The 12,286-nt window shown below is 72.3% G+C and carries 10 protein-coding genes; 2 read left to right on the top strand and 8 right to left on the bottom strand.

Annotation, left to right across the window (positions count from 1 at the left end):
• The first annotated feature begins 42 nt into the window (after window positions 1-42).
• Window positions 43-1,521, top strand: coding sequence for an amidase (locus tag ACZ49J_RS19990; RefSeq protein WP_467449777.1), 1,479 nt, complete (start codon window positions 43-45; stop codon window positions 1,519-1,521).
• A complete protein-coding gene (locus ACZ49J_RS19985; RefSeq protein ID WP_467449622.1) occupies window positions 1,518-2,759 on the top strand; it encodes an NAD(P)/FAD-dependent oxidoreductase in 1,242 nt (413 codons plus the stop codon). Before ACZ49J_RS19990 ends, ACZ49J_RS19985 begins: the two co-directional genes overlap by 4 nt.
• Window positions 2,760-2,875: 116 nt before the next feature.
• Here the strand turns inward: ACZ49J_RS19985 and ACZ49J_RS19980 are convergent, their stop codons facing one another.
• The 8 genes from ACZ49J_RS19980 to ACZ49J_RS19945 form a co-directional block, all read right to left on the bottom strand.
• A complete protein-coding gene (locus tag ACZ49J_RS19980) occupies window positions 2,876-4,108 on the bottom strand; it encodes an LCP family protein (RefSeq protein WP_467449773.1) in 1,233 nt (410 codons plus the stop codon).
• A gap of 30 nt (window positions 4,109-4,138) precedes the next feature.
• Window positions 4,139-6,217 (bottom strand): glycosyltransferase, encoded by a 2,079-nt coding sequence (locus tag ACZ49J_RS19975; RefSeq protein ID WP_467449621.1) that lies wholly within the window; start codon window positions 6,215-6,217, stop codon window positions 4,139-4,141.
• Between the two features lie 297 nt (window positions 6,218-6,514).
• On the bottom strand, window positions 6,515-6,970 hold the full coding sequence (locus ACZ49J_RS19970) for a DUF6098 family protein (protein ID WP_467449619.1): 456 nt from the start codon (window positions 6,968-6,970) through the stop codon (window positions 6,515-6,517).
• 64 nt (window positions 6,971-7,034) lie between these two features.
• Window positions 7,035-7,601, bottom strand: coding sequence for a hypothetical protein (locus ACZ49J_RS19965; RefSeq protein WP_467449618.1), 567 nt, complete (start codon window positions 7,599-7,601; stop codon window positions 7,035-7,037).
• A 183-nt stretch (window positions 7,602-7,784) separates the two neighbouring features.
• Entirely contained in the window at window positions 7,785-8,276 is a 492-nt protein-coding gene (locus ACZ49J_RS19960; RefSeq protein WP_467449617.1) for a hypothetical protein, read from the bottom strand.
• Window positions 8,273-10,777: a molybdopterin oxidoreductase family protein gene (locus ACZ49J_RS19955; protein ID WP_467449616.1), complete on the bottom strand. Its 2,505-nt coding sequence runs from the start codon at window positions 10,775-10,777 to the stop codon at window positions 8,273-8,275. The genes ACZ49J_RS19960 and ACZ49J_RS19955 overlap by 4 nt, the downstream gene beginning before the upstream one ends.
• 131 nt (window positions 10,778-10,908) lie before the next feature.
• Window positions 10,909-11,100, bottom strand: a complete 192-nt coding sequence (locus ACZ49J_RS19950; protein WP_467449615.1) for a CsbD family protein — start codon at window positions 11,098-11,100, stop codon at window positions 10,909-10,911.
• Window positions 11,101-11,221: 121 nt separating this feature from the next.
• Window positions 11,222-12,205 (bottom strand): hypothetical protein, encoded by a 984-nt coding sequence (locus ACZ49J_RS19945; protein WP_467449614.1) that lies wholly within the window; start codon window positions 12,203-12,205, stop codon window positions 11,222-11,224.
• Window positions 12,206-12,286 lie beyond the last annotated feature (81 nt).

The raw sequence follows: 12,286 nt of genomic DNA, 5'->3' as shown, positions 1-12,286 counted from the left end.
ACCACCTCGGACGTCAACTCGCCGGACGTGGACGGCACGGGCATGGACACCACCGACATGGACACCACGGACCTGTGCTTCTGGACCGCCACCGAACTCGCCGCCGCGATCCGGCGCCGCGAGGTGTCCGCCCGGGAGGTCGTCACCGCGCACCTGGACCGGATCGAGCGCGTCAATCCGGCCGTGAACGCCATCGTCTCCCTGGTCGCCGACCGGGCGCTGGCGCAGGCGGCCGAGGCCGACGAGCTCCTGGCGTCCGGAGCGGAGGCCGGCCCCCTGCACGGACTGCCCGTGGCGCACAAGGACCTCCACGACACCGCGGGCATCCGCACCACGTACGGCTCACCGGTCTTCGCCGACCGCGTCCCCGACCGGGACCACCTGGTCGTCGAGCGGCTGCGCGGCGCCGGAGCCATCACCCTCGGCAAGACCAACGTCCCCGAACTCGGCATGGGTTCGCACACCGTGAACCCCGTCTTCGGCGCCACCCGCAACCCCTACGACCTCTCCCGCAGCGCCGGCGGCAGCAGCGGCGGCGCGGGCGCGGCCCTCGCCTGCGGGATGCAGCCGATCGCCGACGGCAGCGACACCGGCGGATCGCTCCGCAACCCCGCCTCCTTCAACAACGTCGTCGGCCTGCGCCCCTCCCCCGGCCGTGTCCCCTCCTGGCCCGACAAGGCGCCGTGGGGGCAGCTCTCGGTCAAGGGCCCCATGGCGCGGACCGTGACGGACGTGGCCCTCACGCTGTCGGTGATGGCGGGCCCGGACCCTCGCGACCCGCGCTCGCTGGAGACGCCCGGTTCCGCCTTCGCGGGCCGGCTCGACGGCGACGTCCGCGGGCTGCGGGTCGCCTGGTCGCCGGATCTCGGCGGGGCCGTGCCCGTGGACGCTCAGGTGCGGGACGCGCTCCGGCCGGCGGTCGAGGTGTTCGCCGGGCTGGGCTGCGAGGTGGAGGAGGCCTGCCCCGACCTGACCGGTGCCGACGAGGTGTTCCTTATCCAGCGGGCCTGGCAGATGGAACTGGCCTACGGGCCCCTGCTGGAGGAGCACCGGCACCGGATGTCCTCCGACGTGGTGTGGAACATCGAGGAGGGCTGGGGACTCAGCGGCCCTGACCTGGGGCTCGCCCAGTCGCAGCAGGCCGCGCTCTTCCACCGGGTGCGGGAGTTCTTCGAAAGGTACGACCTGCTTGTGCTGCCGGTCAGTCAGGTCGCCCCGTTCGACGTGCGCCTCCCCTACCCCACGTCGGTGGACGGCACCCCGATGGAGACGTATCTGGACTGGATGCGCTCGGCGTACCTGATCTCCGTCACGGGCTGTCCCGCACTGTCCGTCCCGGCGGGTTTCACCGCCGGAGGTCTGCCGGTCGGCCTGCAGGTGGTCGGTCCGCACCGGCGGGACTGGGAGGTGCTGTGCGCCGGGTACGCCTTCGAGCAGGCCACGCGCGCCGGGGAACGCAGGCCTCCGGCCGCCGTGCTGGAGGGAAGGGGTTTTGTTCCGGCGGCCGGGAGTGCCTCATGAGCCCGCGCAGCGCGGTGGTGGTCGGCGCGGGCATGCCCGGGCTGGCGACCGCCTGGTTCCTCCAGGAGGCGGGCGTCGAGGTCACCGTCGTCGACCGCCGGGGCGTCGCGGCGGGCGCGTCCTGGGGCAACGCCGGCTGGCTGGCACCGGCCCTCACCGTCCCGCTGCCGGAACCGGGCGCCCTCCAGCTGGGCCTGCGCACGTTCTTCTCCCCGTCCTCGCCGCTGTCCGTGCCGCCCCGCGCGGACGCCCGGCTGGCCCGCTTCCTGCTGACCTTCAGCCGGAACTGCACCACCCGGCGCTGGCAGGTGGCCATGAGCGCCCTCGCCGCGCTGAACCGGCAGGCGCTCGCGGCGTACGACGAGCTCACCGAGGGCGGGATCGCCGAGCCGACGCGGGCGGGCGGCCCGTGCCTGATCGCCTTCACGTCCGCCGCCGGCCGCGCTCCGTTCGTGGCGGAACTGGAGGCGGTGCGTGCGGCGGGCCAGCACGTCGACTACGACCTGCTCGACGGGGCCGGGGCACGGCAGGAGGAGCCGGCGCTGTCTTCTCGGGTCGACGCGGCCGTACGCCTGCGCGGTCAGCGTCACCTCAATCCCGGGGCCTTCGTCAGGGCGCTGGCCGACGCGGTGCGCGACAGGGGCGGCAAGATCGTCACCGGGTCGGCGGTCACCCGGGTCCGGGACCTCGGCACCGCGGCTGCCGCGCACTGCGCCGACGGTACGCAACTCCGCGCGGACGTGGCCGTGCTGGCGCCGGGCGCCTGGCTGAACCGGCTGGCCGCGCCGTTCGGCGTGCGCACCCCGGTCCAGTCCGGCCGCGGTTACAGCTTCAGCCTGCCGCCGGAGGGACTGCCCACCCGGCCCACGTACTTCGCCGCGCAGCGCGTGGTCTGCACACCGCTGGGCGACCGTGTGCGGGTCGCGGGCATGATGGAGTTCACGGCGCCCGACCGGCCGGGGGACCCGCGACGTGTCCAGGCGATCGTCAACGCGGCACGCCCTCTGCTCCCTTCCGCCGACTTCGACCGGCGCGAGGACGTCTGGGTGGGGCCGCGCCCCTGCACCGCTGACGGCCTGCCCCTGGTCGGCCCGACCCGCTCGCCCCGCGTCCATGTGTGCGGCGGGCACGGCATGTGGGGTATCGCCCTCGGCCCGTTGAGCGGCAAGCTCCTCGCCGAGTCGATCGTCACCGGCCGCCCGCCCGCCGAGCTCACCCCGCTGCATCCGCTGCGCTGAGATCCCCGGGGGCGGTGAGGTGCGGGTTGGCAAGCTGTACGGCCGGGTCCTGTCCGGGCTCGACGCCGGCACGCCCTTCCTGTGACGGGTGACGGGCCGACGGTGCCCGCCTCCCCTTACTGGCCGGTCACCGGCCGGTCCGCCCTCAGCTGCGCGAACAACTGCCGTGCCCTGGCCATGTCCCACTGCACGGCCACGCCCTTGGACGTACGGAACGCGGGGTCGGAGACGGGGACGTTGACCTGGCGTCCGTTGCCGTCCGTGACCTTGCGCATCGCCTGGAACAGCGCCGTGAGCTCCCGCAGGCCCGTGTCCTTGTCCACGACGAGCGTGTCGAGTCCCGCGCCGAGGGTCGGGAAGACCTTGGCCGGGTTGAGGAGCGTGCCCGGGGTGGCGGTCTTCTTGGCGAGGGCGGCGAGGAACTTCTGCTGGTTCCGGGTGCGTCCGAGGTCGCCGTCGGCCTCCTGCTTGCGCTGCCGTACGAAGGCAAGCGCCTGGGCGCCGTTGAGGGTCTGGCAGCCCGCCCGCAGGTTAGCGCCCGAGTTCTTGTCCCTGATGGCCCGGTCGAGGCACAGGTCCACGCCGCCGACCGCGTCGACGATGTCGACGAAACCGGCCAGGCCGATCTCGGTGTAGTGGTCGATGTGCAGGCCGGTGTTGCGCTCGACGGTCTTCACCAGCAGGCTCGGCCCGCCCAGCGAGAACGCCGCGTTCAGTTTGTTCGGCCTGTCGGGGTAGCGCCTGCCGGTCTCGGGGCGCAGGAACGACGGGATCGTCACCCACGAGTCACGCGGCAGGCTCATCATCGTGGTGCCGCCGGCGCCGGTGTGCAGCAGGATCATCGAGTCGGTGCGGCGCCCCTCGGTCGAGCCGGTGCGCAGGTTCCTCCTGGCCTGCTCGGACAGTCCTTCCCGGCTGTCCGAGCCGACGATCAGGTAGTTGGTTCCGCGGCCGCTCGGCGCACGGTCCCTGAGGGTGCCCAGGTCGACGTCCTGGTCCAGCTCGGTGCCGGCCCACACGTACGCGCCCGCCGGGGAGACGAGGAGCGCGGCGACCGTGAGGACGGCCAGCCGCGCGGCCCGGCGGCGCCGGGCGGGACGCCGCCGGGGGGATCTGCCACCGCGTTCGGGGCCACCCGCTTCGTGAGATCGGGCGCGATGCCCGTGAGGGCGGCGCACCACGTCGGTGCGGCCCGCCGCGGTGGACGACGGCATGCCCGGCAGCGGCGCCGTGCGCGCCGGAGGCGGGGCCGATGTCCCGTCCGCCACCCGGCGCGTACCGCCGCCCGCGGGCTCCGCCGCTCCACCGCCCCACTCGTCGCCCGGCAGCCGGTCGGTCCACTCGTTCATCAGACTGTCCAGCACCTCACCACATCGGGATCACCTCGTCGGCAGGCTCTTATACGGGGCCGCGCCGCCGATGTGTTCACCGGCCGTCCCGGAACGCCGCATGCGATGCCATTTCAGCCGGCTGCCGAGCAGCAGGGCGACCAGGGACTGGATGACCACCAGGTACATCAGCTGCCGGTAGACGAAGAACTGCAGCGGCAGCGACCACAGGGTCCACAGCCTCTCGCCGTCGAGCCTCAACGCGTACCGGGCGCTGACGAGTTGGGAGCCCATGAACCCTAGCCAGATGCCGGCCGACAACCACGGGTCCAGGAACAGCACGCCGTACAGGGCGAACACGTCGATGACCGGGGCGAGCAGCGGCAGGGCGACCTGGAAGAGCGCGACGTACGTCAGTCCGCGCCGCCCGAAGCGACCGGCCACTCCCCCGGCAAGGACGGCACCGCGGTGCTTCCACATGGCCTGGATCGTGCCGTAGCACCAGCGGTACCGCTGCCGCCACAACTGGCCCAGCGAGGTGGGCACTTCGGTCCACGCCACGGCGGACTCCTCGTAGAGCACCCGCCAGCCCGCCCGCCACAGTGCCATCGTGAGGTCGGTGTCCTCGGCGAGGGTGTCCTCGCTGACGCCGCCGACGCTGATCAGCGCGTCACGGCGGAAGGCGCCGATGGCGCCGGGGACCGTGGTCATGCACTCCAGGACCTCGAACATGCGGCGGTCGAGGTTGAAGCCGAAGACGTACTCCAGGTGCTGCCACTTGGCCAGCAGGCCGCGCCGGTTGCCGACCTTGGCGTTGCCGCTGACAGCCCCGACGGCCGGGTGCGCCAGCGGCTGGATGAGCTGGTACACGGCGTCCGGTTCGAAGACGGTGTCGGCGTCGACCATGACGATGATGTCGTGCCGCGCGAGGGCCAGCCCGGTGTTGAGGGCGGCCGCCTTGCCCGCGTTGGCCTGGCGGACCACCTCCACGCGCGGGTCCCCGACCGCTTCGGCGAGGTCGGCGGTACGGTCCGTCGAGCCGTCGTCGATGACGATGATCTGCAGCTGGCGGTGCGTGGAGGCCAGCAGGGACAACAGCGTGGACTCGATGCCGAGTTCCTCGTTGTACGCGGGCACGAGCACCGTCACCGGTTCGGTCACCTCGCCCCGCCAGGGCGCGCCGGGGCTGGAGCTCTCGAGCCGGCGGACGTGGGCCCGCGCGAAGAGACCGAGCAGCGCCAGGCGCAGCAGTCCGAGGCCTCCCGCGATCGCGAGGGTCCATGTCATGGCGGTCACGAAGGCCCGCCCGAGCCGGGTGACCCAGATGAGGGCGGTGCCCTCCCAGCGCTCGGCGGTGGACGGGGAGGCGTACGGAACGAGCCTCGCGCCGGCCGACACGGTGGTGAAGCGGTCGACGTCGGGGTTCTTTAGCAGGTTCCTCGCCTGCTGGTAGGCGAGCGACGTCTGGCTGAACTGCCGGATGAGGCCCTGCTCCGGCTTGCGGGACGACCTGTCGGCGGTGACCAGCACATAACCCCGGCCGGTGGCCTGCCGCGCGGCCTTCCACTCACGGCCGCACAGTGTGTCCGGTGTGGTGGTCCGCGGCAACCGCAGCAGATTGGGGCGCAGTCCCACGGTGCTCGCCAACGCCCCCTGGGTGAGGTCGAGTTCGGCGGCGAAGCGGGCGGGCGAGGCCTCGCCCAGGACGGCACCGGTGTAGGTGTTCGAGCCGATCTCGTGGCCTTCGGCGCGGATTCTGCGCACCAGCTCCGGATGGCGCGCCGCCTGGGAACCGAAGAGGAAGAACGTGGCGCGCGCGTTGTGCCGCCGCAGCAGGTCGAGCAGGCGCGGGGTCCAGACGGGGTCCGGGCCGCCGTCGAAGGTGAGGGCGACGGTGCGGGCGGGCATCGAGGCGGTCTGGATGCCGTTGCCGTTGATCCCGATCACGGGCCCGCCCCGTGCCACGGCGTCCGGTGCGGGCGAGGTGCAGGGGGACCGTGTCTTCGCGGCGTCGACCTCGTGGGTGGTCCAGCCCTCGAAGAGCAGGACCGCGAACATCGCGGGGAGGACGAGGATCAGCAGGAGCCAGTGTCCCCGGGGGTCACGGGACTGTTTGTGGCGGCCCTTCACGGAATGCCGTCCCCCCTCTCGGCCGCGACGCCGGCGCGTCCTGAAGTGGGGCGGGCCATGGCGGTGCGGGGGCGCGGGCGGGCGGAGTCACTTCTCCGGCCATGCGGGCCGGACCGCGCCTGCTGGGGGAAGGTGCTCGTCGGCTGTCCGATGGGGCTCGTTTGGCGCATGGGGCGCGAGTGTAGTGACAGACCCGCGCCTCCATGGCCCATACAGCGAGCCTCACAGAAACGTGAGGATCACACCGGGGAGCACCGGCTCGTCCTGCACGTCAGTCGTTCGGGAGAGCCGTTCGGGTCATCGTTCGTCGTCCCGGCGCATGGTCCCCCACTGCCCCTCCTGGCGTGCCACCGCGGTCTCGGCTTCTTTGACGACCCGCTCGTCGATCCAGCCGATGGGTTCCACGTCGTGCACCAGCGGCTCGTTGTCGGGGCCCCGCCCCGCCGCCTGGCCCCGGAGGATCCACGGACGGACTCCGGGGCCCTTGTCCCGGGGGAGGTGTGAGTAGTCGTAGAGACGGCGGGCCACCCACAGCTCGACCGGCCGGTCCTCCCACCAGGGCTCGACATCGAGTGGGTTGGCCGACAGGCCGGGCATGCGGACGCCGGTGAGGCCGTCCCTGCTCTCTCCGGCGTGCCGCCGGTCGGCCTCGGGACCGTGTGACCAGCGCACATAGAGGTGGGGGATGCTCTCCACCAGGGCGGCCACTTCGCCGAGGGTCCGCACCACGGGCAGCTCTTCAGAGGTGGTCAACGGATCGTCACTCCTCGCGACATCGCGTGATCCGACAGGGACCGGTCCGCGCGGTCGATCGTCCCTACGCTCCCGCGCCTGTTCGCTCGCGTGGCCGCAGGGGTGTCGTCACCTGCTGCTGGTGCAGCTCCTCCAGGGTCCTGAGCTGGCTGTGGGCACGGTCGAGAAGGTCGTCGAGGAGCCGCGGGTCGAGGCGGTCCTCGGTGTCGGACAGCCGCCGCAGGCTCTGCCACAGAGCGAGTTTTCCGGTCACTCCCATGCGCAGGGCCTCCAGTTCGATCAGCGTGCTCAGGGGAGAGCGGCGGACGAGCCTGCCGTTGGCCTTCAGGCGGCCTGCCTTCTCCAGCGCCCAGCCCGCGTAGATCTTGTACGGACGGCGCGGGACGTTCAGCCGCCTCATCAGCTCCTTCAGGATCTCCCGGTCCTGGGCGATCTCGGTGGCCAGGGCGTCGACGTCCGGGGCGAGCGCCGTGCCGCGGGAGGACTTCGCCAGGTGACGGGCGCGTTCGGCACCCGCGGTGGCGCCGGCCAGATGGTCGTTGAGGTAGATGCCCAGCAGGTCCGGGCCGGTGTCCGTGACGTCTTCCGGGCGGGTTGGGGTCGTCGTACCTGAGCTCGGTCGGTGGTTCATCGCGGGTCTCCTTCACGGACCGGTGCGGCGGGCCTGGGCACGGCCTTCCGGAGTGTCCCCCGTGCCCGGGGGCGGTGGCGGTACGCGGCTCTTCTCGCGCCGTGTCACCCGCCGGGAATCCGTACGGCCGTCCGAGTACCCCCTGACCACACGGATCACCGCCGGAACTCCGGACGCGTGGTGTCACAGGCTGGTGAGCAGCTGCGGGGAGAGGTTCTTGATCATGGTGTTGGTCCAGCGGAGCTGCCGGAGGGTCTGGGGGTGACAGGACGAGGCGAGGCCGAGGAGCCGGGAGTCCCGGGTGGCCTGGGCCGCTTGGGCGAGCATCTCCCAGTGGACCGAGTTCCCCGAGGCGGCCAGGTGGAGGGCGCGCAGGTCGTGCAGGAGCCGGAGGCCCGGTTCGGGGCGGCGCCCGAGGGCTTCGGCGGTCTTTTGGCGCAGGGTGGCCATGACACCGGTGGTGGGGTGGTCGGGAGGGCCGGACAGGTCGAGGCCGTAATGCCGGGCGGTGCCGGCGAGCCGGGTGCCGTGCTCATGGGACCAGCGGGCGAGGTCGGTCGCGACATGGTGGACCTCGTGCTCGTTGCGGTGGCGTTCGGCGGCGGCCAGCAGTTCCTTCTCCAGCTCGCCTTCGCCGTGGTGCAGTGCCCGCAGGACGAGGGTGATGCCGCTCATGGCCTGCTCCCCGGTTCGCTCGTGGTGGTGGGGGTGGCGTGGGCGCCGGGTGTGGTGTGGGTGGCGTGGGCATCGGGCCCGCCGGTGGTCGGTGGGACGCCGTCGGGGTGGGCGGGTGCGGAGGCGGTCGTGGTCGGGGCGGGTGCGGGGGTGCCGTGGCCGCGTTCGACGAGGCTGATCCGTGCGGCGGCGGTCTTGAACAGCGGCTGTTTGGAGACCGGGTCCCAGTCGGTGACGGTGGTCTCGTTCGCGGCCCGGCCCTCTTCCTTGTCCGACGGCCGGTGGCCTTCGGGGGTGTCCCAGTAGCCGTAGTGGAAGGGCAGGAACACCAGGCCGTCCCTGATGCCGGTGACGCGCAGCCGGGCGTGGACGGCCCCGCGGGCGGTGGCCACCTCCACGAGGTCGCCCTCCGCGAGGTCGCGGGCGGCGGCTTCGGCGGTGGACAGTTCGGCCCACACTTCGGGGGCGGCGGCGTTCAGTTGCGGGGTGCGGCCGGTCTTGGTGCGGGTGTGGAAGTGGTAGAGCGTACGGCCGGTGGTGAGCTGGAGCGGGAACTCGGCGGTGGTGTCCTCGTGCGGCGGGAGGTACTCGGCGGCCTTGATGACCGCCTTGCCGTCGGGGTTGAGGGAGCGGTACTCGACCGGTTCGACTGTCGCTCCGGTGACCAGGTCCTTGCCGTAGCTCTCGCAGGTGTCCGGATGGGCCCAGGTGACGCCGTCGGTGTAGAGGCGCTCGGTGCCCTCCGGGGTCTGTTCGGTGCAGGGCCACTGGACGCCGGAGCCGCCGCGGAGCCGCCCGTGGCTCAGGCCGGTGTAGTCGCACGGCCGTCCGGCGCTGCACCGCTTCCACGCCTCGAACGCCGACTCCGGGTCCCGCCAGGTGATCAGCGGGCTGCCCTCCTTGTCGCGGAAGTCCATGCGGGCGGCGTAGTCGAGGAGGACGTCCAGGTCGGGGCGGGCCTCGCCGGGTGGGTCGACCGCCTTGTCCGACAGGTGCACCGTACGGTCGGCGTTGGTGAAGGTGCCGGTCTTCTCCCCCCAGGTGGCCGCCGGCAGCACCACGTCGGCAAGCTGCGCGGTCTCGGTGAGGAACAGGTCCTGGACGACGGTGAACAGCCGGTCCTGGGCGAGGACGGACCGGATGCGGGAGAGCTCGGGCAGGGACACGGCAGGGTTGGTACCGGTGATCCACAGCATGCGGATCGAGCCCTGTTCGGCGTAGCGGAGCATCTGCATGACGTGGGTGGGCGGGGCGTAGTGCGGGATGGTCTCCGGCTCGACGTTCCACACCCGGGCCAGGTCGGCGACGTGTTCGTCGTTCTGCCAGTTCCTGAAGCCCGGCAGGTCTCCGTCGGCGCCGCACTCGCGGGTGTTCTGGGCGGTGGGCTGGCCGTTCATCTGCAGGACTCCCGCGCCGGGGCGGCCCAGCATGCCGCGGACCAGGTGCAGGTTGTTGACCTGGACGGCCGCGGCGGTGGCCTGGTGGGACTGGTAGAAGCCCTGCAGGACGGTGGACAGCAGCCGCTCGGCGGTGCCGATGACCTCGGCCGCCTCCTCGATCGCCGCGGCCGGGACGTCACAGATCCGGGCGGCCCACTCGGGGGTGAAGTCCTTCACACGGGCCGCCAGTTCGTCGTAGCCGACGGTGTGGGCCTCGACGAAGTCGTGGTCGACGCGGTCGGTGCGGATCAGCTCGTGCAGCAGGGAGTCCAGCAGGGCGACATTCGTTCCGGCCCGGGGCGCCAGGTGCACGGCCGCGCGCCGGGCCACGGGGGTGGGCCTCGGGTCCACGCAGACAAGCCGGGGCGGGGCGGCGCCCTCCAGGCGGTCCAGGACGCGCATCCACAGCACCGGCTGGGTCTCGGCCATGTTGTGCCCGAACAAGGCGATCACGTCGGCGTGGTCCACGTCCGTGAAGGAGCCGGGCTGTCCGTCGGAGCCGAACGTCTCCTTCAGGGCCTCCGCGGCCGTGGACGTGCACAGCCGGGTGTTGCCGTCCAGGTGATGGGTGCCGATGCCCGCGCGGGCGATCACCGCGAGCGTGTAGTACTCCTCGAGGAACAGCTGCCCGGTGGTGTAGAAGCCGATCGAGCCGGGCCCCCGCTCGTCCAGCAGCTGCTTCGAGCGGGCCACGACCCTGCCCATCGCGTGCTCCCAGTCGCACTCCACCAGCTTGCCGCCCTCGCGCACCAGTGGCCGTGTCAACCGGTCCTGCGAGGTCCCGCCCTGCCACCCGAACAGGTCCTTCGGCCCGAGCCGGCCGTGGTTGACCCGGTCCACCGCTCGTCCACGCACCCCGACGATGCGGCCGTCGCGCACCGCGATGTCCATCGCGTCGCCACCCGAATGCAGCAACGACGCCGACTGCACCCACCGCTCGACGTCGTCCTCGGCCACTCCCGCCCGCAGATGCGTGTCCGTGCGGACGGGCCAGGCGGTCCCCGGTCCGTAGGGCGTACGCACTCCCCAGGGCTCGGCGATCCGATCCACCGAAGCGTTCACCACCACACCTCCACAGCCACGGGTACCGGCGGGCGGCGGGTACCCCGGCGCCCGCCGGGCAACGCACACGGAGCGGATGCGCGGACGTGGGGGGGGGGGTTCCCTGGGGAAACCCCCCCACCACGCGGCACTCAGGTGCGGTCGCGCTTGCTGGAGCGCCCGGTCTCCTCCATGCGCTCGCGGGCCTTCTCGGCCTGCTTCCTGGCCTCGCCGCGCGCCTGGTCGATGTCGCCCTCGACCTGCTTCTCGCGGTCGCCCATGACCTTCCCGGCCATCTCCTTGGCCTTGCCCTTCATCTTGTCCGCGCCGCCTTTGCCGGCCATGACTCCTCCTGTGGGGGGTGAGGTCGCTTGCCCGCCCAACGTAAGCCGGGGCACGGCACGCCGCGCGTTGGAGCGTCACGGTGGGTAGTGGGCTCGGCGGGACCGCCCGCCAGGGCACTCCTCAGTGGCTGTGATCCGCCGGTGACTCCTCCTCGCTCCCCTCCGTGCTCTCCTCCGTGGCCGTCCGCGTCCCGGATGTTCCGGCGCGGACCGTGAACGCCGCGGTGTGGACCTTCCCCTCGTGCTTGAAGTCGAGGAAGAGCCGGTACGTGCCACCGCTGGGCGCGGTGGCCGTGAACGAGATCCCGGGGCCGGGTTCGGTCGTGCCGTCGCCGGGTTCGCCGTTCGGGTGGACGTGGAGGTAGGCCAGGTCACCGGAACGCAGAGCGACAAGGTGGCCGTACGCGCCGAGGTAGGGCTGGAGGTCGGTGACGGGCTTGCCGTTCCGGGAGACGTTCAGCTTGAGCTCGGCCGCCTTTCCGGGTGCGAGTCCTCCGTCCAGCTCGACCTCGTAGCCGTCGACCTGGGACGTGGTGTTCGGGGTGGGCAGGTCCTGCGGCTCGTAGGGGCCCGACGTGGCGAGGTCGGCGCCGAGGGTGAGGTTCTCGGCCCCCTTCCTGGCCGGGGTGAAGTCGGCGAAGACCCGGTAGCCGCCTGCCCGGGGCAGGTCGACGGGTGTGCTCCAGGTGCCGTCGGCGGCCCGTGTGGGGTGGAGGTGGCGGTAGGTGACCAGGTCGCGTGAGGCGAGGATGAGGTGGAGTTCCTTGTCGTGTTCGCGCCGGTACGAGGTGACCGCCCGGCCGGAGTCGTCCCGGATGACGAAGCGCAGGTCGGTGCGCTGGCCGGCGGTGACGCGCGGGGTCCTCAGATCGAGGGTGTAACCACTCTCGGAGATCTGCAGTCCGCCGGCCGTGGCCTCCTCGTGCCCGGTGTGTCCGCCACCTCCCTCCTGCTGTGCGGGTGAGGGGCCGCTGTGCTTCGTGTCGTGGGCGGCGGGCGCGTCGTCCGCGACAACGGGGTCCACGCCCTTGCCCACGCCGTAGGCGGTGCCGAACGTCGCGGCCAGCGCGGCGGCGAACGCGGTGATCTTCAGTCCGGTGTTCATGGCCGTCTCCTTCGGGGACAGGGCCTCTCGTGAGCGTCATGGGAGGCCTCGATGCATTTCAACATACCCCTCGGGGGTATG

It is taken from the genome of Streptomyces sp. NPDC030840 (assembly GCF_055572015.1).
This window is presented reverse-complemented; position numbering and strand designations above follow the sequence as displayed.

Bases quoted from the DNA above. Each gene is read 5' to 3' on its own strand.
- ACZ49J_RS19990 (WP_467449777.1), top strand. From the start codon at position 43: ATGGACACCACCGACATGGACACCACGGACCTGTGCTTCTGGACCGCC.
- ACZ49J_RS19985 (WP_467449622.1), top strand. From the start codon at position 1,518: ATGAGCCCGCGCAGCGCGGTGGTGGTCGGCGCGGGCATGCCCGGGCTG.
- ACZ49J_RS19980 (WP_467449773.1), bottom strand. From the start codon at position 4,108: ATGAACGAGTGGACCGACCGGCTGCCGGGCGACGAGTGGGGCGGTGGA.
- ACZ49J_RS19965 (WP_467449618.1), bottom strand. From the start codon at position 7,601: ATGAACCACCGACCGAGCTCAGGTACGACGACCCCAACCCGCCCGGAA.
- ACZ49J_RS19960 (WP_467449617.1), bottom strand. From the start codon at position 8,276: ATGAGCGGCATCACCCTCGTCCTGCGGGCACTGCACCACGGCGAAGGC.
- ACZ49J_RS19950 (WP_467449615.1), bottom strand. From the start codon at position 11,100: ATGGCCGGCAAAGGCGGCGCGGACAAGATGAAGGGCAAGGCCAAGGAG.
- ACZ49J_RS19945 (WP_467449614.1), bottom strand. From the start codon at position 12,205: ATGAACACCGGACTGAAGATCACCGCGTTCGCCGCCGCGCTGGCCGCG.